Annotated in this window: 18 protein-coding genes and 1 pseudogene; 9 read left to right on the top strand and 10 right to left on the bottom strand. The window is 39.1% G+C overall.

Annotated features, from left to right (window positions below; all coding sequences use genetic code 11):
- On the top strand, positions 1-1,038 hold the full coding sequence (locus Q0791_RS11045) for a type IV pilus twitching motility protein PilT (protein WP_299006070.1): 1,038 nt from the start codon (positions 1-3) through the stop codon (positions 1,036-1,038).
- A gap of 249 nt (positions 1,039-1,287) precedes the next feature.
- Positions 1,288-2,403 carry a PilT/PilU family type 4a pilus ATPase gene (locus tag Q0791_RS11040; protein ID WP_299006067.1) on the top strand — a complete coding sequence of 372 codons (1,116 nt, stop codon included), beginning with the start codon at positions 1,288-1,290 and terminating at the stop codon, positions 2,401-2,403.
- Between the two features lie 13 nt (positions 2,404-2,416).
- Here the strand turns inward: Q0791_RS11040 and Q0791_RS11035 are convergent, their stop codons facing one another.
- Positions 2,417-2,767 (bottom strand): invasin domain 3-containing protein, encoded by a 351-nt coding sequence (locus Q0791_RS11035; RefSeq protein WP_299006064.1) that lies wholly within the window; start codon positions 2,765-2,767, stop codon positions 2,417-2,419.
- A 340-nt stretch (positions 2,768-3,107) separates the two neighbouring features.
- Here Q0791_RS11035 and hemH point away from each other — a divergent pair, with 340 nt between their 5' ends.
- Positions 3,108-4,115 (top strand): ferrochelatase, encoded by a 1,008-nt coding sequence (gene hemH, locus Q0791_RS11030; RefSeq protein ID WP_299006061.1) that lies wholly within the window; start codon positions 3,108-3,110, stop codon positions 4,113-4,115.
- A 91-nt stretch (positions 4,116-4,206) separates the two neighbouring features.
- On the opposite strand, the gene ruvX is transcribed toward hemH, so the two are convergent.
- From ruvX to Q0791_RS11010, 4 genes are all read right to left on the bottom strand, one after another.
- A complete protein-coding gene (gene ruvX, locus Q0791_RS11025) occupies positions 4,207-4,629 on the bottom strand; it encodes a Holliday junction resolvase RuvX (RefSeq protein ID WP_299006058.1) in 423 nt (140 codons plus the stop codon).
- 25 nt (positions 4,630-4,654) lie between these two features.
- The gene (locus tag Q0791_RS11020; protein ID WP_299006055.1) at positions 4,655-5,215 is read right to left on the bottom strand and encodes a YqgE/AlgH family protein; all 561 of its coding nucleotides are present in this window, start codon (positions 5,213-5,215) and stop codon (positions 4,655-4,657) included.
- Between the two features lie 39 nt (positions 5,216-5,254).
- The gene (yciH, locus tag Q0791_RS11015; RefSeq protein ID WP_299006052.1) at positions 5,255-5,584 is read right to left on the bottom strand and encodes a stress response translation initiation inhibitor YciH; all 330 of its coding nucleotides are present in this window, start codon (positions 5,582-5,584) and stop codon (positions 5,255-5,257) included.
- Positions 5,585-5,814: 230 nt separating this feature from the next.
- Entirely contained in the window at positions 5,815-6,132 is a 318-nt protein-coding gene (locus Q0791_RS11010; protein ID WP_299006050.1) for a hypothetical protein, read from the bottom strand.
- A gap of 223 nt (positions 6,133-6,355) precedes the next feature.
- Here Q0791_RS11010 and Q0791_RS11005 point away from each other — a divergent pair, with 223 nt between their 5' ends.
- Complete coding sequence (locus Q0791_RS11005; RefSeq protein ID WP_299006047.1) at positions 6,356-6,898, top strand: DUF4136 domain-containing protein; 543 nt, start codon at positions 6,356-6,358, stop codon at positions 6,896-6,898.
- A gap of 46 nt (positions 6,899-6,944) precedes the next feature.
- Here the strand turns inward: Q0791_RS11005 and Q0791_RS11000 are convergent, their stop codons facing one another.
- Positions 6,945-7,817 carry a LysR family transcriptional regulator gene (locus Q0791_RS11000; RefSeq protein WP_299006043.1) on the bottom strand — a complete coding sequence of 291 codons (873 nt, stop codon included), beginning with the start codon at positions 7,815-7,817 and terminating at the stop codon, positions 6,945-6,947.
- 89 nt (positions 7,818-7,906) lie between these two features.
- On the opposite strand from Q0791_RS11000, the gene Q0791_RS10995 reads away from it, so the two are divergent.
- The 3 genes from Q0791_RS10995 to Q0791_RS10985 all read left to right on the top strand — a co-directional run bounded on the left by Q0791_RS10995 (position 7,907) and on the right by Q0791_RS10985 (position 11,293).
- A complete protein-coding gene (locus tag Q0791_RS10995) occupies positions 7,907-8,329 on the top strand; it encodes a PACE efflux transporter (RefSeq protein WP_299006040.1) in 423 nt (140 codons plus the stop codon).
- 314 nt (positions 8,330-8,643) lie between these two features.
- The gene (gene ltaE, locus Q0791_RS10990; protein WP_299006038.1) at positions 8,644-9,654 is read left to right on the top strand and encodes a low-specificity L-threonine aldolase; all 1,011 of its coding nucleotides are present in this window, start codon (positions 8,644-8,646) and stop codon (positions 9,652-9,654) included.
- Between the two features lie 280 nt (positions 9,655-9,934).
- Positions 9,935-11,293, top strand: coding sequence for an NCS2 family permease (locus Q0791_RS10985; RefSeq protein WP_299006035.1), 1,359 nt, complete (start codon positions 9,935-9,937; stop codon positions 11,291-11,293).
- Between the two features lie 84 nt (positions 11,294-11,377).
- On the opposite strand, the gene Q0791_RS10980 is transcribed toward Q0791_RS10985, so the two are convergent.
- The 3 genes from Q0791_RS10980 to Q0791_RS10970 all read right to left on the bottom strand — a co-directional run bounded on the left by Q0791_RS10980 (position 11,378) and on the right by Q0791_RS10970 (position 15,431).
- On the bottom strand, positions 11,378-12,733 hold the full coding sequence (locus Q0791_RS10980; protein WP_299006032.1) for a YjiH family protein: 1,356 nt from the start codon (positions 12,731-12,733) through the stop codon (positions 11,378-11,380).
- A gap of 321 nt (positions 12,734-13,054) precedes the next feature.
- Positions 13,055-14,599, bottom strand: a complete 1,545-nt coding sequence (locus Q0791_RS10975) for a methyl-accepting chemotaxis protein (protein ID WP_299006030.1) — start codon at positions 14,597-14,599, stop codon at positions 13,055-13,057.
- Positions 14,600-14,990: 391 nt separating this feature from the next.
- Positions 14,991-15,431 carry a thioesterase family protein gene (locus Q0791_RS10970; RefSeq protein ID WP_299006027.1) on the bottom strand — a complete coding sequence of 147 codons (441 nt, stop codon included), beginning with the start codon at positions 15,429-15,431 and terminating at the stop codon, positions 14,991-14,993.
- A gap of 279 nt (positions 15,432-15,710) precedes the next feature.
- Here Q0791_RS10970 and Q0791_RS10965 point away from each other — a divergent pair, with 279 nt between their 5' ends.
- Both Q0791_RS10965 and Q0791_RS10960 read left to right on the top strand, forming a co-directional pair.
- Complete coding sequence (locus Q0791_RS10965; RefSeq protein WP_299006024.1) at positions 15,711-17,021, top strand: DEAD/DEAH box helicase; 1,311 nt, start codon at positions 15,711-15,713, stop codon at positions 17,019-17,021.
- 416 nt (positions 17,022-17,437) lie between these two features.
- Positions 17,438-18,541: a GTP-binding protein gene (locus Q0791_RS10960; protein ID WP_299006022.1), complete on the top strand. Its 1,104-nt coding sequence runs from the start codon at positions 17,438-17,440 to the stop codon at positions 18,539-18,541.
- A gap of 118 nt (positions 18,542-18,659) precedes the next feature.
- On the opposite strand, the pseudogene Q0791_RS10955 reads toward Q0791_RS10960, so the two are convergent.
- Positions 18,660-18,778, bottom strand: a pseudogene (locus tag Q0791_RS10955) (IS481 family transposase); the annotation flags it as partial.
- Positions 18,779-20,320 lie beyond the last annotated feature (1,542 nt).

Raw genomic sequence — 20,320 nt, 5'->3', positions numbered from 1 at the left:
ATGGATATTACAGAATTATTAGCGTTTAGCGTGAAGCATAATGCGTCTGATCTCCACCTTTCAGCGAATGTTTCTCCTATGATACGCGTCGATGGCGAAGTCAGAAAGATTAATCTTCCCGTATTTGATCATGAAACAGTGCATCAACTGGTTTATGACATTATGAACGATAAACAGCGATTAGCCTTTGAGACTGATCTTGAAGTTGATTTTTCTTTTGATGTGCCTGAATTGGCTCGATTTAGAGTCAATGCGTTTCATCATGCAAGAGGCGCTGGAGCGGTATTTCGTACTATTCCTAATGACATTTTAAGTTTAGAGCAATTACATGCCCCTGATATTTTCATCAAAGTGGCTAGTTTTTCAAGGGGATTAGTTTTAGTGACTGGGCCAACGGGATCAGGAAAGAGTACCACGCTTGCAGCATTAATCGATTACATTAACGACAATCGGCATGAACATATTTTGACCATAGAAGACCCAATTGAATTTGTGCATAAAAATAAAAACTGCCTTATTAATCAAAGAGAAGTTCATCGTGATACTCATAGTTTTAATGCGGCGCTGCGCAGTGCATTGCGTGAAGATCCCGATGTTATTTTGGTTGGAGAAATGCGAGATCTTGAAACCATACGTTTAGCCATGACGGCGGCTGAGACAGGGCATTTGGTTTTTGGCACCTTGCATACAACATCGGCGGCTAAAACCATTGATAGGATAGTGGACGTGTTTCCAGAAGGAGAGAAGTCTATGGTGCGCACTATGTTATCTGAGTCTCTACAAGCGGTGATTTCTCAGACCTTGATAAAAAAAATTGAAGGAGGAAGAGTGGCCGCTCATGAGATTATGATGGCGACGCCAGCTATTCGTAATCTTATTCGTGAGGATAAAATTCCGCAAATGTATTCCGCTATTCAAACGGGCATGACTCATGGTATGCAGACGCTAGATCAATGTTTGCAAGAATTGCTTAATCACGGAGTGATAACTCGCGAAGATGCAGAGAAGAAAAGTGTTAATACTAGCGCGAAATTTTAAAGGTTCTTAGTTATGCCTGCATAACTAATCGAAGTCATGAAGATGTATGTTAAGCCGAAACTTTAAAGGTTTTTGTCCTATGTCGGTCAGCATAATTAACTGAAGTCATGAAGATGTATGTTAAGCCGAAACTTTAAAGGTTTTTGTCCTATGTCGGTCAGCATAATTAACTGAAATCATAAAGATTTATGTTGAACCGAAATTTTAAGGGATCTTTGTTATGTCTGCATAGATAATGGAGTCTTAAAGATGGATATTGAATCGCTATTAACTAAAATGGTGGATACAAAAGCGTCAGATTTATTTATTTCAGCTTGTTTTGCTCCTAGTGCAAAAATAGCAGGTGAGCTAAGGCCACTGTCTCAAGATAAGTTTTCAAAAGATGATGCATTATCTTTTGTGGAAGCTTTGATGAATATTGAGCAAAAAGAGACATTTCATCAGACTCGTGAAGCAAACTTCGCGTTTTCTTTGCCTGATGTGGGCCGTTTTCGAGTCAGCGCATTTTGGCAAAAAGAAGCGCCAGGGTGTGTAATAAGGCGCATTGAAACCCATATTCCCGATGTGGATGACTTAAAGCTTCCTAAGATACTTAAAGAGCTAGTGATGAGTCAGCGTGGGCTTTTTATTATGGTGGGCGGGACAGGTACGGGAAAGTCTACCTCCCAAGCGGCACTGGTTAATTATCGTAATCAACATTCTAGAGGGCATATTCTTACGTTAGAAGATCCTGTGGAATTTGTGCATGAGCATGGACAATCTATGATCACGCAAAGAGAAATTGGTGTTGATAGTCTCACGTTTGATGCTGCGTTAAAAAGTGCCCTTAGGCAGGCGCCTGATGTCATTTTAATAGGTGAAATTCGAACGATGGAGACGATGGAGTTTGCACTATCCTTTGCCGAAACCGGTCATTTATGTATGGCGACTTTACATGCCAATAATGCCAATCAAGCCTTAGATCGTATTATGCATTTAGTGCCTGAAAACAAGCATCAACAGTTGTTATTTGATTTATCGCTTAATTTACGTGCAATAGTGGCTCAGCAATTAGTGCCAAGTTGTAATGATGAAGGAAGACTGGCTGCCATTGAAATACTCATCAATACGCCAAGAGTATCGAGCTTAATTGCCAAAAACGAATTGCATTTATTAAAAGAGACTATGTCGAAATCCAATGAGCAAGGTATGCAGACTTTTGATCAGGCACTATTTCAATTATATCACAGGGGGGACATTTCCTATGATAATGCATTACATTATGCTGATTCAGCAAATGATTTACGTTTAATGATTAAATTAAACGCAAATGAAAAAAACACATTCACTCATACATTGGATAATGTCACTTTAGATTTGGATTGATATTATTTTATGGTTAATCGCAATCTATTTGAAAAGTCACACTTTCAATTCCATCAATATGTGCCGTGATATTTGCATTGTTTGGATAGCTTCCACGGCAAGTAAAAGTCGCTGTGTAGGTACCGTCGCTATTGTCAATTGTGTCATCATGTGTAATAAAATTAACATCTAAGTAAGTGCCTGTAAAACTGACAGTATGCCCGCCGTGCCCAACGAGAGAATCATCAGCCTGAAACAGTGAAACGGTAATACTTCCAGCTGTGCCAGGATTAGCATAAATAATGTTTAATGGATCGGGTGTGATGACTGTTCTACTGACATCGACACTAGTGAAGCTGACCGCTTGAGTATTATCAAGAGACATTCCGCCGATGGATACTTTCCAAATTACGAAACTTGATTATTGGGTACATCATGTATTTCAATGGTAACAAAACCTGCGCTAATAAAACTAATATTTTGATTACCATTGAGAGCCGGAGGCTCATCGTTTTCAAAGTTGTCTATATCTAAACTACCTGAGAAGTTAAATAGAGGGTTCGGCTCAAAAGAGGCGCTTAAACGTTAACTGAAAGTATAAGTTATGAGCAATCAATATCGAGCAAGTGAGCAGACTTCTTACTCTGTAATAAATTTTATCATCATTATTGTTATTTTATGCTTTAATAGGACACTTATTGGTTATGAGTCATTAAGAGGCAAATTTGGCTAAGTATATAGGATTAAGTAAAGATAAAGGGCATATGTCTCGTGGTAAAACCGGTGTTTTACTTGTGAATTTAGGCACGCCTGATGAACCAACTACATCGGCTGTGAGGCGTTACTTAGCCGAATTTTTGTCTGATCCTAGAGTGGTGGAAATTCCTAAATTAGTTTGGATGCTTATTCTTCATGGGATTATTTTGAGAATTAGGCCAGCCAAGTCGGCAGCTTTATACCAACAAATTTGGACTAAACTCGGCTCGCCATTGATGGCGATAACTCAAAAGCAAACGCTCAAGTTAACAAAGCAGTTAGATGATGATGTGGTTGTTGATTTTTGTATGCGTTATGGCTCGCCATCGGTGAGTACCACATTACAGAAAATGCATAATGAAGGCGTGGATAAACTGGTTGTGTTGCCTCTCTACCCTCAGTATGCCGCGCCAACAACAGCATCTGCATTTGATGCCATTGCTAAAGAGTTATCACATTGGCGTTTTGTGCCTTCACTGCACTTTATTAATGGTTATCATACCCATCCAGATTTTATTCATGCTCTGGCAGAATCCATTACTCGGGATTTTGAACTGAATGGGCGCCCTCAGAAATTAATTTTATCTTATCATGGTATGCCTGAGCGGAATTTAAAGTTGGGGGATCCTTATTATTGTTTTTGCATACAGACGACTCAATTGCTCGTTGAAAAACTCGGTTTAAGCGAAACTGACTATATGTCAACGTTTCAATCCCGTTTTGGTAAGGCGAAATGGTTATCGCCTTATACGGATGCCACAATGGAGGCTTTGCCAACACAAGGTGTTAAAGATATAGCCGTAGTGTGTCCAGCTTTTAGTAGTGATTGTTTAGAAACCTTAGAAGAAATCGAGGAAGAGAATCGTTTGATTTTTGAGGAAGCAGGTGGAGAGCGCTATCGTTATATTAGCGCATTAAATGATGATGACTTACATATTCAAATGATGGCAAATCTTGTGAGGCCTTATTTAAAATAATGTTTGCCGTTGTTTAGAGAAACCCGTGAACGAATCTCTTTAAGGTTCACGGATCACTGACACAGAATAGTGAAAGCCCTTGAGTTTGAGCTTATTGGTACTGATTTTCAAAATAACTTTCGGTGATGAGTACCGCGGACATGGCATCCACTTGCCCTTTAGTGAGGGCCTTATAGCCCCCCATATCAAATAATCGGGCTTTTGCATCGGCAGTGGTTAATCTTTCATCTTGAAATTCAACATTGATTTCAAAGCGTCCTCGAATACGGTTGCCGAACTTTTTAGCGCGTTTTGTCAACTCTTGTTCAGTACCATCCATATTAAGAGGTAAGCCTACAACAATAACATCGGGTTTCCACTCTGCAATGAGCTCACCGATTTGCTCCCAACGTGGGATCCCATCTTCTGCTTTTATCGAGGTTAAGGGTCTTGCGCTAGCTGTCAGTGATTGGCCTACAGCAATACCGATACTTTTTGTACCAAAATCAAAGCCTAAAACTGTTTGTGAATCCATTAATAACGTCCTAATGGGTGATTAGTTATGCGTGACCGATTTGATTTGATAATTGCCATGCATCAAACCCAAGAGGTTGGGTGGCATGTTGCCAACGTAAATCATAATCGACATCAAATAATAATGTGTTATTCGCGGGAATGCTTAACCATGAATTTTCTGCTATTTCTTGCTCTAATTGACCCCTATCCCAAACAGAAGCTCCCAGTGCCACAATAAATTCTTTGGGTGCATTTTTGGAGCCTAGTGAGGTGAGTATGTCTTGTGATGTGGTTAACATGAGTTCATCGTTAAGGGTTTTACTTTGTTTCCAGCCAGTTTTACTGGAATGCAAAACAAAGCCTCTTTCGGGGGTGACGGGCCCACCGATCAGTATTTTCTGCTCTGGATTATTGTGTGAGTGATCATCTTCTTTGGCATTGATTTGGAGTAATAACTCATCTAATAGGATCGGACTTGGCCGATTAATGATAATGCCCATTGCCCCTTTCTTATTATGTTCGCAAAGGTAAATGACCGAACGCTCAAAATAAGTTTCTTTGAGGGATGGCATGGCGATTAAAAAGTGATTTTGTAAGCTGTCCATCTTTGTGCTCCTAAAAGCCATCAGCTGTGGAAGGAGGGGTTAACCTCCTGCTAATTTAACCGTGTAGTTTAATTTTTCCAGTAAGCTTTTTAATAATTCTCGGTTATCTGTTTGTATTTCAATATTGAAATCCTTAACGGTTCCGCCACAGCCACACTGTTTCTTGAGTTTCTGTGCCAAGGTTTTAAGGTTTTTTTCATCCAGCGCTAACCCTTTTATGACGGATACTCCTTTACCTTTACGCCCTTTACTTTCTTTATGAATACGAATGATCCCATCCCCTTCTGGAATGACTTTCTCTACTTGGCTGGGGGAGATCCTGCCTGTATCTGTGCTATAAACTAAATTTGAATTAGGATCGAATTTCATAAAAATAAATGCGCTAAGGGTTCTACTACTCAGTTTACCAAAATTAAGTAAGCTTCAATATGATTTTTTAACATTTTACTGTTTGATCGGCATTATTGCATGAATTGATGTGATTTTTTGAAGGAAGTTAATATCGATTTTTTAAATATAAATTAATTGGTGAATGGGGCTATTGAATATTGCCAATGTGAATACTGCCAATGGTATTTGCTTATACTATTTATAGCGGCTTAAGAAATAGATTCCATGATAAAACAAAGGGCTGTTAGCATAGCGGCCGGAAGTATCAGTTTATGCAGTCTTGGTATGGCGACTGTGCAGGCAGTGAGGACAAAACCGATGGCGGTGGCACCAAAATGCGTGTTATTGCCATTGATCAAGGTGATCAATAGCCAAGCTAACACCATTATGGGTAATAAAAGTAGCATAAAATGGGTTATTTTCTTACTGGATAATTTGGGATCATCGGCAATGGCAAGTGACATATTCTGTGGCAGTAAGACAATAATCGCGCTTACCACTACGAAACCTAAAATTAGCCAGTACATTCTAGTCATCCTTATTGTTGAAATTGATAATTATTATCATTTAGCATTTTAAATAAGTCAATTTATAAATGGGATTCTTTTGTCTTATTTTTACTTAAATGATTGGCTTATGAGTTTGTAAACCCCTGATTTTGAATCTATGCTAAATGTATCGAGTTATCGGTAATAACAAAACTGTTTTATGGATCATTACCAATCATATTTCATTGTTAATGGAGAGACTATGAAGAAGCTAATCGTTGTTTTGGCGTTATTTGCCCTGAGTGCCTGTAGTACGTTAAAAACCAATTCTGATTATAATCCCAGTTTTGATTTTAGCCAGGTAAAAACCTATGCTTGGGTCCAAAAGAGAATGGGAGATTCAGCTTATCATCTTGATGGATTAATGGATCAAAGAGTGCGTATGGCGATTGCGCAGCAATTAAGATTAAAAGGTTTGACCTTGACGAATACCAATGATGCCGATGTACTTATTAATTATCTGACAAAAGTCAATAAGCGATTCAATGTGAATACTTTTAATACTTACTACGGTTATCACCCTTATTTTGGTCCAGGATGGGGCGGTATGGCTGGCGGGCAAACCACGGTACGTGAATATAATGTGGGTACATTAATTGTTGATATGATAGATAATAAAACCCATCAATTGATTTGGCGTGGTTCGGCAGAAGACACTATCCGTCAGGAAACATCGCCACAGGCAAGAACAGAAGCTGTTAATCAGGCTGTTGCCGCATTATTTAAAACTTATCCTCCTAAATGATACTTTTATACCCGTGAATCATGCCCATTAATGTTAATGGGCATGATTATTTTGCAAGAAGTGTTTTGAGTAGTTGTCTTAATTGCTGATTGATGAGATCCTCACTAGCACTTTTATGTTGAATAATATCGACATTGGCTTGCCAGCCCAGCTGATTAAATGCAATGGGTAGCTTGCAAATTTGCTTATTCATTAGGGCTTCTTTTGATAAATGTTGGGGTAAGAAGCTCCATCCTAGTCCTGATTTTGTTAATTCCAATAGCATATAATAATTATCTGCCTGCCAAATATCCGGTGATAATGCATTAATATATGTAGTGTTTTTTGAGCCAATGACTAATTGTCGGTGCAATTTTAACATATCAACATGAGGAGAATGGGTTTGAGCGAGTGGGTGTGCCGGGCTGACAAAAATATCAAAGAGTACTGAACCTAATGATTCAAAATCAACATGCTCAGGGTATAACTCATCGTTATAAATGATCCCTGCCGTTGCTCGTTTGTGCTTAACGAGTTCGACAATATCTTTGCTTGATGCACATAAAATCTCAATATGTATCTGAGGATACAGTGATGCTATTTTTTCTAAAGTATCACTGAGTCTTGTATAAGGGATCCCTTCATCAATAGCCAGTGTCAGTCTAGTGTTGACAACAGAATCAAGAGATTGGATCTGTAAGGATAACCTCTCGTGTTGAGCAATGACCGCTTTAGCTTGTGGCAGCAATTGTTGACCTTGTTTAGTCAGCGTGGGGTATCGACCTGATCGATGAAATAATGCATGGTTTATATCTGCTTCCATATTTGAAATATGTTGGCTCACTGCTGATTGAACTTTTCCTAACTTTCTTGCTGCAGCCGAAAAGGAGCCTGCTTCGACAGTGGCGATAAATGCGTTAAGTTGCTCAAGTGTTGGCATATCAGTAAAAGTGATGGTATCTAACTTTTTATAATTGTATTTGTGTTAGATAATAATGGCAACTTGTTAGGCAAAAGAGCGCTATTTGAATGATTAAGAGTCGAGTTTTCCATGCCGTATTATTTGAATCTATTGCTTTATTGATTTTAATTCCTGCTTCTTATTTATTGACGAATGAAGGCAGTATGGCAATGTCTTTGGTTATGGTGGGACTGAGTTTATTTGCAGTCATATGGAATTATATTTACAACCTTATATTTGATTGGAAGTTTGGTTACGATAGACTTAATCGCACACTGCTATTACGTATTTTTCACTCCTGCGGCTTTGAAATGGGTTTAATTGTATTGACCTTGCCGGTTGTCGCTTTTGTTTTATCAATAAGTATGATGTCGGCCTTTTTGTTGGAAGCTGCGTTCTTTGCATTCTTTTTTGTATACGCCATTATTTTTAATTGGGTATATGACATAGTTAAAGCAAAATACACAGTTTCAAATGACTTGAGAACCTAAGGGAGTGAATGAATAAAAAATCAGTGTCGCCTTAGTGTATTTTGATTAGAGTGTTTTTTTATTAGCATGGATAGAATGATAAGCATATTAAGAGGATGTTTATAAATCAGTTTTTACTTAATAAGTCTTATTTTGTCACTAACTGTTATCATTTTAGTTTCATGGTTGTTTCGTGTTGGCTTTATTTTATTCTTTTTCGGTGTTGCAGTGGGTAAAATCAGGTTTTTGAGACCGCCGATATTGATTTACGTTTTGGTTTTTTGCAATACCCTGTATTTTATTATGTCATTGAGATAATTTTTAATGAGGTTGAAATGATCGATTTTCGTAGTGATACGGTAACAAGGCCAACAAAGGCCATGCGAGCGGCAATGGCGAATGCTGAAGTGGGAGATGATGTATATGGTGATGATCCTACCGTTAATGCGTTGGAGGCCATGTCTGCAGAGCGTTTTGGTTTTGATGCTGCATTATTTACTTCTTCTGGTACTCAAGCAAACCTACTTGCATTAATGTCTCACTGCGAACGAGGTGATGAATACTTATGTGGGCAGCAAGCGCATAATTATAAGTTTGAAGGTGGAGGTGCTGCGGTATTAGGGAGTATTCAGCCTCAACCCCTAATGAATCAAATTGATGGCAGCTTATTATTGTCTGATATTGAAGCAGCGATAAAACCCGATGATGTGCATTTTGCTCAAACACGTTTGCTGAGTCTTGAAAATACGATTGGCGGAAAAGTGTTGCCTCAATCCTATTTAGCAAGTGCACAAACCCTTGCCTTTAATCATGGATTAAAAATGCATCTTGATGGTGCGCGTGTCGCTAATGCTGCTGTGGCACAAAATATTGAAATTAGCCAGATTACTCAGTATTTTGACTCGGTTTCTATCTGCTTATCTAAAGGTTTGTGCGCGCCGGTTGGATCTATTTTATTAGGGGATCCATTTTTAATTAAGAAAGCGCGTCGTTGGAGAAAAATGCTAGGTGGTGGAATGCGCCAAGCGGGTATTCTCGCTGCTGCGGCTCAGCTTGCGATTACCGAACAAGTGGAAAGATTAGCAGAAGATCATGATAATGCTACCTATCTTGCTAAGGAATTGGCACAGTTAGAAGGCTTTGAAGTGGATCTGTCTTTGGTTCAAACCAATATGGTATTTGCTAAGGTGCTTGGGGATCTCGATGTCAAAAACCTAGTGAGCCAGCTGAAAGAAAAAGGTATTTTAGTGACTGAAAATACAACGTTAAGGTTAGTATTACATCGAGATGTGAGCCGCAAAGATATCGAGTTTTTTATCGCGACCCTTAAAAACTTACTCAAATAAAGGGGGTTTTAATTTTTGCTTAACAAGCTAAATGATCAATTTAGCTTGTTTTTATATGCTGTAAATATGGATTTCTGTTTTTTAATTTGAGGGTTAATAGAAAGCCTAACATACCTATTTAACATTCATCATATCCTGTAAACTAGCCGCTTTTAAAACTGTCTTTTGAAGATAGACTTTGAAAATATTATTCAAATTAACAATAAGTTACTAGGAGTGATTTTAGCTTTCTAATGATATCTATTGATCTCCTTCCTATTAAATCTAAGGTTATAATCACATGAAGTCTGAGCAGACGCTAACCACGAGCACAGCGCCATTAGGGACATTGTTAGATCGTTATTTTAAGATTAGCGATAGGGGCAGTACTGTACGTCAAGAAATGATAGCCGGGCTGACGACTTTTCTGGCGATGGTTTATTCTGTGATTGTTGTACCTAATATGCTTGGCAGTGCGGGTTTTGATCCCGCAGCTGTTTTTATTGCGACTTGTTTAATCGCCGCTTTTGGTTCTCTTTTAATGGGGCTTTGGGCTAATTTACCTATGGCGATTGGATGTGCCATTTCACTAACGGCTTTTACTGCTTTTAGTATGGTGTTAGGGCAGGGGATTTCTATTCCTGTGACTTTAGGTGCGATCTTCTTAATGGGGGTGGTATTTACATTGGCCAGTATTACGGGAGCACGTCAGTGGGTGTTGAGTAACTTGCCAAAAGGCATCGCTCATGGGACGGGGATAGGTATTGGTCTATTTTTACTCCTTATCGCGACGAATAGTGTGCAGCTTATTGTGGCAAATGATACTGGATTACCTGTGACTTTAGGGGATATTAATAGCTTACCTGTTATTTTAACCGTTATAGGACTGGCAGCCACCATTGGCCTTGAACGCAAAGGAGTACCAGGTGGTATTTTAATTGTGGTGATTATGTCATCTATTTTTGGTCTTATTTTTGATCCTAAAGTACAGTATCAAGGCTTATTGGCTATGCCGAACTTTAGTTCAGAGCATTCTTTATTTGGACAAATGGATATCATGGGTGCCATTAATCCTGTGGTATTACCGATAGTGCTTGCATTGGTGATGACAGCGATTTTTGATGCAACAGGGACGATTAGAGCAGTCGCTGGGCAAGCTGATTTATTGGATGAGAAAGACGATATTAAAGGTGGTGCTAAGGCATTAACTTCTGATTCTGTTAGCAGCATGTTTGCAGGTGTGGTTGGTGGCGCACCCGCAGCGGTTTATATTGAATCAGCAGCAGGCACTGCTGCGGGAGGAAAAACAGGACTCACTGCGACCATTGTTGGTTTGCTATTCTTGTTGATGGTTTTTCTTGCTCCTTTGAGCTATTTAGTGCCTGCTTATGCGACAGCACCCGCATTGATGTATGTGGGGTTATTAATGCTATCAAATGTGACTAAGCTTGATTTTACCGACAAAGTGGATGCAATGGCAGGGCTGACTTGTGCCGTATTCATCATATTAAGTTGTAATATTGTCACAGGCATCATGCTTGGGTTTGTGACTTTGGTGATCGGGCGCTTATTTAGTGGAGAGTGGCGCTCCCTTAAACCGGGAGTATTGATCATTACTTTAGGGTTAGTGGTTTTCTATTTTGGTGGTTGGGCGATTTAAGAAAGCGATTTAAGAAAGTATAGTGATATAAAAAAGAGCGGCGATGGCCGCTCTTTTTTATGGTCGATTATTTTTTAATCTCGATTAAAAAATTAAATGTGCGATACCAGCAATAATGGGTAAAGTGACTAATGTTCTTAATATGAACACTGCAAAGAGTTCTAGAACATTGATGGGAATACGGCTACCAATGAGTAAGGCACCGACTTCACTCATATAAATAAGCTGAGTGACCGACATGGCGGCAATAATAAAGCGCGTCATATCAGATTCGATACTGCCTGCGAGTATCGATGGAATAAACATATCGGCAAAACCAACCACTATGGTTCTTGAGGCTTCTGTGGCTTCAGGGATATGTAAAAGCTCCAATAATGGAATAAAGGGCATGCCTAAATAGTCAAAAATAGAGGTATATTCAGCGAGTATAAGGGCAATGGTTCCCATGCCCATAATGACGGGGATAATACCAAAAATCATATCGATAGAATTCTTCAAACCATCGATAAAAGTTTGTTTAGCGCCCACTGAGTTTTCTGCTTTTTTGAGGGCTAAATGTATTCCCCAAGAAAAGGCACTGTGATCGGCCGGAATAACCTCATCGTCCGGATGTCTTGGTGTTCCATCGACATAAGTGTCTTTTTTCCAAGATAAAGGAGGTAATTTAGGGACGATAATTGCCGCCATGATCCCTGCAAAGCAGACCGTCAGATAAAAAGGAACGAAGAGATGTTCCAGTTGGACTTGTGAAATGATGACTAAGGCAAAAGTAATTGAAACGGCGGAAAAAGTTGTGCCGATAATGGCTGCTTCTCTTTGGGTATAAAAGCCAGATTCATATTGTTTTGCGGTGAGTAGAATGCCAACGCTGCCATCACCTAGCCAAGATGCCATGCAATCAATGGCACTGCGTCCTGGTAAGTTAAAAATAGGGCGCATGACTTTCGTCAGTAAGCTACCAAATAGTTCGAGTAAGCCAAAATTAAGCAATAAGGGTAATAAAAGACCTGCAAATAAGAACACACATAAAAGTATGGGTAAGAGGTCATTTAATACCAGTGCGCCTGTGTTTTCAGAGCGAATAGCGTCGGGACCGAATTGGAAAAAAGTGAGAATAATAAAGGCGGTACCGAGCAGGCGGATCACTAACCATGGAAGGCTAATATTAAACAGGGAATGCAAGAATGCATTTTTGATGATCCATTGAGGGCGAGCAATCTTAGTGATCAGTGACATGATGCCAGTAAAAATAACGATCCCGGTAATAACGGATGTCAATACACCATCAAGGAGGCTTTCAAGCCCTTTTGCAAAAATAGCAATAGGTATTGTTATAGCATCATTATAACTGACAGGCGTCATGAACAATAATATGCCAATTAAAGAGGGAACGATAAAAGTGAGGATCGTCTTTAAGTTGTGGGTTTTTTTGGTAGACATTCTTTATACCCCATATAGCGAGTGTTTCCTGCATGTATTGATGCAATGTTTAAACATGAGTCAAACGTTTAGAATCGTTATCGCAATTTTAAAAATAAGTCGGCAACTCTACCGCCAAATCCCTTCTATGTAAAATAATTATATTGTTAAATACAGTGATTATATTTGCTTGCTGCTTAATTTTATATCGCTTTAGGAGTTTGCTGCGATTATCGCTCACCTTAAAGTATTGAAAATAAGTTAATAAATTTTATTTTTTTGTTTTTGGCTTTATTGGGTAGAAAAACGTTTTGAATAATTATTCAAAACGTTTTTTAGGGGCTAACTAAATGTTTTCCTCAATGACTTGGCTTTTTCAGCGTTTACTTTGAGCTCAAGTACAGAGGATTCGACCATGTTAACCGCATTGAGGTTTTCAAATCCGGCTTGACTGATCTGAGAAATATTCTTGTTTATTTCACCTATGACCTGCTTTTGTTGTTCTGCAGCAACAGCATTTTGCTGAGCGAGATCATGGATATGGTTCATAGATTGATAAATAGTATTGACCTTAGTGGCAGAGTTTTGTGTGTCTAATGCACATTGTTGTGCTTGGGACTGACTTTGGTCCATTTGTTTTGCCCAACGACTGAGCATACTAAACATTTTGTCAACACTTTTAGAAATGCTATTGGTAGACTCTTGTGTTCGGCTAGACAATGCTCTTACTTCATCTGCAACAACGGCGAAGCCACGACCTTGTTCACCCGCTCTTGCAGCTTCAATGGCGGCATTCAGTGCAAGGAGATTGGTTTGTTCGGCGATAGCATCAATTTCACCCATTGCGCTAGCAACGTGTTCTGCTTCTTTATTCAACTGATGTGCGTTGGCTGCAGCTTCAACGACTGATGCTGTTAGCGCATCGATACTGTTACTATTATCTTGCATTGCATCGCGACTATCTAAGCAAAGTTGGCAGGTTTCATCAATATTCAGTGATGTCGATTGAGCATTATTGGCGACTTCGATTATTGAGGCGCCCATTTCTTCCATAGCACTGGCAATTTGTTCTATTTGTTGGTTTTCTAAATTGAGATTTGAATGGGTTTGTTGGGTAGATAGAACGAGTTTTTCAGCAATATTTTCAATATGCTGAGCATGATCTCTAGAGCGGCCTAACACCCCTTGTAATTTGGCATCTTTCATCATGAGTTGAAAGTCGAGTAAGGATGAAGTGTCTCGGCCGCAATAAATAAAACGACTAATAGAGTCATAGTTATGTTTCATTGCCATGAGTTTTGAGGGGATTCGAAAAGCTTCGTCGTAAAAGATGGCTAAGTTGATCCCCATGAGTAAAATGCCCGCTACAATGACTCCCCATCCCCAAATATAGCCTGCAATGAGGAGTCCAATACTGGCACTAAAAGCGGACAGAATCCGTTTTTGAGTTAAGCTGATAGGATCGGAAACGGATTTTTTTTGGTTCAGTTTTAAATAAATTTTTTCAGCGTTTTTAACGAATTGGCTTTTTGGAGCAATACGAACAGACTGATAACCAATAATTTCTCCATTTTCGATAAGTGGCGTCACAAAAGCATCCACCCAATAAAACTGGCCGTTTTTGCACTTATTTTTGACAATTCCTCTCCATGATTGCCCTGACTTTAATTTTGTCCACATTTCTTTAAAAGCGGCACTTGGCATATCGGGATGTCGAACAATATTGTGGTTTTGTCCTATGAGTTCATTTTGACTAAAACCTGAGATATCGATGAATTGTTGATTGACGTAGGTAATCACTCCATTTTTGTCAGTGGTTGAAATTAACTCATCTGAGGGTGATAGTTTTATCTCTTGATGTATGACTGTGGAGAAGGTTTTACTCATTCGTTTATTCCAATATCTCAGCGTGGGGACATCCCATTTCCAAAAGAAAATGATAAGGAGTGTATGTGATGTTTTTACGCTAACTTTATGTTTATTGTTATCTAAAGGTTAACGATACTATACCCTTAAATAAGATAAGGGTTCAATAAGGTTTTTAAGCTAATTAATTGGCTTTATTGTATTTTAATTTTTTCTTTTTGACTATTAGCCGTTTTATTGGTTTAGGTGTCAGGTATTTTATGCCAGTGCCTATTATCTGTGGTTGTTTGCTTACTGGCGGTAGGTATAGAAAGTGAAGTTATTGTTTTCATCATTCACTTTCATTGTGGAAGTGACAGTAAAGCGACAAAAGGTTATTGATTCTGTCTGTTTAGTGGAAGTGTGAGCGGGATCAACGTATTGAATCTGGATCTTGTCCTAATTGAATCATCACATGTGCTGGTATAGGGACTAATTGGCGATCTTGATTCATAGTCACCATTTCAATATTGGCAATCACCGCTGCTCGTTTACTGTTAGGCCGCCATATTTCTTGATGCCATAGGGTTCTATATTGGCTTTCAAAGTAAAACTGGGTTCGTACATCAATGACATCGGCAAATTCAACGCCTTCAAAACAGGTCATATCGCTTCGATAAACGGCAAAACCCAGTTGATGCTGTTTCCACAATTGGGACAGTGTATTGGCGCCAATGACATGTTCTCTTGCTCGTTCAAAATACTTCAAAAAGTTAGGGTGATAAACAACACCTGAAAAATCCGTGTCTTCATAATAAATTTGCATAGACAGGGTAAATATTTTTGACTGGTCAAACTTTGTATTGATTGGCATAAACAGCTTGTTTAGTTGAATATATCCATGCGTTTTAGTTGGGCTTGGACATTGGGTGGACATATATCAGTATTTTAGCACGAAGGTGAATGATTTATACCGTACCTTATCACATGATAATTTACTGAATTAGAGAAAAGTGAGCCATAGCACGCAATAATACGGGTAATAAAATGCGATAAACTAACGGAAGCAACATGCTTTGGCTATTAAAAGCAGGGGTTTCTTGGTAAACTTTGCGCCTCAACTATCTCCTAACAACCCTCCTATGAGTTTATCATGAAATTTTCTAGCCTCAGCTTAGATCCAAGAATTGTCGATGCTGTTTCTCAATGTGGTTATCAAGCATTAACCCAGGTTCAGTCAGAGGTGATCCCTTTAGCATTACAAGGTAATGATGTGATGGCTTGTGCTCAAACTGGGACAGGTAAAACGGCGGCATTTACTTTACCTTTACTTCAGTTGTTGGTTCAATCGGCACTTGATAATGGATCGGTTAATGATGAGGCATTGCCTCATCAGTCTCGAGTGAAGGTGTTAATATTGACACCGACTCGAGAGCTTGCGATTCAAGTGAGCCAGAGTATTATGAAATATAGCCAGTTTTTACCTTTCAAAGTGACCGCTGTCTATGGTGGGGCCAATATGAATCCTCAACGTAAGGCTTTGCAGTCTGGAGTGGACTTTTTAGTCGCGACACCTGGACGCCTATTTGATCATATTGGCCAACAACATGTTAACCTCTCTCAGGTTGCTCACCTTGTCGTCGATGAAGCCGATCGCATGTTGGATATGGGATTTGTTCGTGATATTGAAAAGATTAAAAAGCAATTAGCACCTCAGCATCAAACGTTATTTTTTTCGGCAACCTATCATGATGAGGTGAAACAGCTCGCGGGAAAGATGTTATCAAAACCTCATTGGATCAATGTGGCCCGTCAGCCGACGGGAGATAATATTAGTCAGGAAGTCTATTTAGTCGATAAACGCCGTAAAACGGAATTACTGTCAGAATTAGTGGGGCGTAATAATTGGCGGCAAGTCTTGGTTTTTGTGAGTACAAAAGAAAGCGCGGATAATCTATGCCGAGAGTTAACGCTTGATGGAATAAAAAATGGCGTATTTCATGGTGATAAAACACAAGGTGCACGTAATCGTGTTTTGAAGGGTTTCAAAGCGGGCAGACTTCGTGTCATGGTGGCGACGGATGTTGCTGCACGTGGCTTAGATATTGCTTCTTTGCCATTAGTGATTAACCTTGAATTACCAGACGATCCTCAAGATTATATTCATCGCATTGGCAGAACGGGACGAGCAGGGGAGAAGGGCAGAGCGATTTCATTTGTTTCTCCTCAAGATGAAGCCATTATAACTGAAATTGAAGCCATTACTTTACAGTCATTACCGAAAGTGACTTTACCGGGTTATGAGTTAGGTGCGCCTTTACCTGCTCGTTATAGAGAGAATACGGCACTTGAAAAAACAAAAAAATACCGCTTCTCAACTGACAAACGCGGTAAAATGAATCGCAGCAAAGCAGGGGCTCGAAGAAAAGGGGCGAAATCTAAATTTAAAGGTCAATCTTATTAATTGTAATACCAATTCTATTACATAAGTGATCTTTCAGCGGGAATTCAACATGCTGTAGGCAAGGTCGTTAATTGCTCCTGCATTAACAGACAGTCCCACCATCCATGGTGGTCGCAGATGATTGAAGCTAATAGTGATTCTCGGCTTGGGTTCAAACGTCGCCCTACCTCCTTCATCCATGAAGTCGTATATCGAAAGCAGCTAAGTCACATAAAGTATGTTGAAACCCGCACACAGTGAGCTTCTCAGACATTCCACTTCAGCGTTGCATTCATTTGAAAGGGAATCACCATTACTGCATAAATGCGCCTTGAATTGAAAAGCCTGAGAAGCTCTGAATTGATCATCTATATAATAGAATTGGTATATGACTGTGTTTACTTTTTCATAGAATCATTATCTTAGGGCATATTGATATGATCCAAACTGCAATACCAACCAATATCATAACGGGTTTTCTTGGCTCAGGAAAAACATCACTGATTAAAAAGCTATTTTTAGTGAAGCCAAAGGAGGAAAGGTGGGCCGTTTTAGTGAATGAATTTGGTGATGTCGGTATTGATAGTGCATTACTTGCTCAGGAACAACCCGATGTTCATATTCGAGAAGTTGCCGGAGGTTGTATGTGCTGTGCTGCAGGAGTCCCCATGCAGGTGGCTATTACACAATTAATTACTAAAGCTAAGCCCGATAGGTTACTTATTGAGCCGACTGGGTTAGGTCATCCTGATGCAGTGCTAACAGCATTAACTCAGCCACATTTTAAACATGTGATAGCAATGCAAGCATGTATTACTTTGGTGGATGCTCGCAAGGTTGTAGAAAGTCGTTATCGAACCAATGATACTTTTTTACAGCAATTGGCTGTTGCAGATATTATTTTGGCCAGCAAGTCAGATGAATATCGCCATGATGAATTCGTCAACTTAATGCTATTTTTGCAAGAAAAGGGGTTGAAGCAGAGCCAGTGTTTAAGGTTTTCATCTAAAGTGCCTGAGCAGTCTGATATTGAGACACTTTCCCTTTTAGCGCATATGGATGATGCTTGTCATTTTGTGTCGGCTCAACCGCGACCTTTAAAAAAACAATTTGAGCCTGTTGCGTCAAATACAAGAGCACAATCCCAGCCAAGTTTACTATTGTCTGGTAGTATTCCACATTATCAATTTCCTGCTTTTGATGAAATTGATGATGCAAAGAATATTGTGTTTGATCAGCGAGGTATATGGTGTAAGCACCACTTCGCTGAAGCACATTATTCCTATGCTTGGGTTTTTGCGCCTCAATATGAATTTGATTTGTCTCTTTTGCTTCAATTTATTAGTGCAATAAAGGCAGTAAGAGTGAAAGCAGTCTTAATTACTGATGAAGGGATCATAGGCATTAACTGGGTTGAGGGAGAAATGGAGTTAAGTGAGTTTGATGAAGTCATGGATTCAAGAATTGAAATTATTGCACAAGAAGATTTGAATGAGGATGAGCTTGAATCACAATTGATCACTTTACTAAAGGGATCTTAAACTTATCCCATTGATTACCCTGTACTAGTTCAAACCAGATCTGACAGTTGCCCGTTTTTTGAAGGGTCTGTTAGATTTGAGCTAAATTTTTTTCTGCCCAAATCTGTTTTCCATCAAGTCATGTTTCAAGAGATGTGCGTTCACAGCCCATCTTTCCTTGATGGATCCGTTTATTGTTGTAGTATTTCATTCGTCTCGATTTTTTTGTCTATCCTCCATATTGTCATATCACTTTTGGGCCAGTGCTGTATTAAGTGCAAGGCCTGAGGGCTTATTCTATTTCTATGCTAAAGCTTTTAACTCACCCTAATCAACCGTTACTTCTGTATAAAAAAGGTTTTATAAGTGCTGAACTTGTATTTTATTTAACCAAATAAGCTTTTTGTTTATTTTTTGTTCTCTATGTGGTTCTTATTTGTTGTAAATGCCACTCTGAATGTAAGACATATCCTACAAAGTTGTGGGATATAGGTCTTTTTTTGTTGAGGTAATGACGCCACCTTTGATTTAATATGTTTTTTTTCAATGTATTACTGATATTTTGTTCTACATGAAACATGCTGATAATAAGAAGATACATAATAAGGTCGGTGTTTTTTATTCGAAGAAAACCTAAAATAACCCTATCGAAAAGCAGCGAAGTTTTTTTAAGCTAGTGAATAAAGAAAATAAAATAGAAGTGGTCTTTAGCTTTTATTTGATAACTAAAATGAATTGCTTTCGATGATACTTGATAGTTTTTATCATTTTTCAACACTTTTTGTTGAAAGTCCAATCCTATATTGATTGGTAAATACAAGGAGCAGTAAAAGCAGGGATGCTATGGATGAGGGTACAGGATGTGCTAGCAGTTAACAGGGATGTTCTCATCTATGCAGAAAAATAAAACACAGGAAGTGTGGAACGACAGCAAGGAAGCATCAAAGAGAGCCGCGCTTAGGATGAGCGTAATGAATGATAAGGATATCATTTGCTCTTTTAGCAATGGGCACAAGGAGTGCTAGCCATGTATAAGTGATAGCAATGTAGTCTTAAATGAAGAAGAACACAGGAAGTGTTTACTCTTAGATAGGGATATTATTCATTTAAGTGTTTATCAAGAAAACACAAGATGTGTCTTCGAGTTATATAGGCAAGCAAGGAAGCAAAATGAGAATTGGGCATAGGATATGCTAGCAGTTGACATGGAAGTCACTTATTCTCATATTTTAACAGGAAAATGTAATACAAGGACGTCAAATGCTGCAAAACTTGAGTATTAAAAACCAGTACTTCAAGTGATATGGCAAATGCCCATTAATGAAGGAGGGATTGTCAAAGGATGGACAACGGCATAGGGACGTGGCGGTAAGGCAAGGATCGTCGGTTATCAAACACAGGGACGTTAAACAAGGAGGTGTGTTGCTAAGCTTGAGTGTGATAAAGCCGTGCAGGGAAGCAGTGTTGTAAATGGTAGTAGGAAGTACCGATTAAGGATATTGGCTCGTCAAAGGATCGACAATGGCATAGGGACGTGGCGGTAAGGCAAGGATCGTCGGTTATCAAACACAGGGACGTTAAACAAGGAGGTGTGTTGCTAAGCTTGAGTGTGATAAAGCTGTGCAGGGAAGCAGTATTGCAAGAGGTAGTAGGAAATGCCGATTAAGGATATTAGCTTGTCAAAGGATTGACAATGGCATAGGGATATGACGGGCAAGGCAAAGATTGCCAGTTATCAAACACAAGGACGTTAAGTGTTAAAGCCGTGCAGGGAAGCAGTATTGCAAGAGGCAGTAGGAA

It is taken from the genome of uncultured Shewanella sp. (genome assembly GCF_947495455.1).
Classification (GTDB): domain Bacteria; phylum Pseudomonadota; class Gammaproteobacteria; order Enterobacterales; family Shewanellaceae; genus Shewanella.
This window is presented reverse-complemented; position numbering and strand designations above follow the sequence as displayed.

Bases quoted from the DNA above. Each gene is read 5' to 3' on its own strand.
- Q0791_RS11045 (WP_299006070.1), top strand. From the start codon at position 1: ATGGATATTACAGAATTATTAGCGTTTAGCGTGAAGCATAATGCGTCT.
- Q0791_RS11040 (WP_299006067.1), top strand. From the start codon at position 1,288: ATGGATATTGAATCGCTATTAACTAAAATGGTGGATACAAAAGCGTCA.
- Q0791_RS11035 (WP_299006064.1), bottom strand. From the start codon at position 2,767: ATGTCTCTTGATAATACTCAAGCGGTCAGCTTCACTAGTGTCGATGTC.
- ruvX (WP_299006058.1), bottom strand. From the start codon at position 4,629: ATGGATTCACAAACAGTTTTAGGCTTTGATTTTGGTACAAAAAGTATC.
- Q0791_RS11020 (WP_299006055.1), bottom strand. From the start codon at position 5,215: ATGGACAGCTTACAAAATCACTTTTTAATCGCCATGCCATCCCTCAAA.
- yciH (WP_299006052.1), bottom strand. From the start codon at position 5,584: ATGAAATTCGATCCTAATTCAAATTTAGTTTATAGCACAGATACAGGC.
- Q0791_RS11010 (WP_299006050.1), bottom strand. From the start codon at position 6,132: ATGTACTGGCTAATTTTAGGTTTCGTAGTGGTAAGCGCGATTATTGTC.
- Q0791_RS11005 (WP_299006047.1), top strand. From the start codon at position 6,356: ATGAAGAAGCTAATCGTTGTTTTGGCGTTATTTGCCCTGAGTGCCTGT.
- Q0791_RS11000 (WP_299006043.1), bottom strand. From the start codon at position 7,817: ATGCCAACACTTGAGCAACTTAACGCATTTATCGCCACTGTCGAAGCA.
- Q0791_RS10995 (WP_299006040.1), top strand. From the start codon at position 7,907: ATGATTAAGAGTCGAGTTTTCCATGCCGTATTATTTGAATCTATTGCT.
- ltaE (WP_299006038.1), top strand. From the start codon at position 8,644: ATGATCGATTTTCGTAGTGATACGGTAACAAGGCCAACAAAGGCCATG.
- Q0791_RS10985 (WP_299006035.1), top strand. From the start codon at position 9,935: ATGAAGTCTGAGCAGACGCTAACCACGAGCACAGCGCCATTAGGGACA.
- Q0791_RS10980 (WP_299006032.1), bottom strand. From the start codon at position 12,733: ATGTCTACCAAAAAAACCCACAACTTAAAGACGATCCTCACTTTTATC.
- Q0791_RS10975 (WP_299006030.1), bottom strand. From the start codon at position 14,599: ATGAGTAAAACCTTCTCCACAGTCATACATCAAGAGATAAAACTATCA.
- Q0791_RS10970 (WP_299006027.1), bottom strand. From the start codon at position 15,431: ATGCCAATCAATACAAAGTTTGACCAGTCAAAAATATTTACCCTGTCT.
- Q0791_RS10965 (WP_299006024.1), top strand. From the start codon at position 15,711: ATGAAATTTTCTAGCCTCAGCTTAGATCCAAGAATTGTCGATGCTGTT.
- Q0791_RS10960 (WP_299006022.1), top strand. From the start codon at position 17,438: ATGATCCAAACTGCAATACCAACCAATATCATAACGGGTTTTCTTGGC.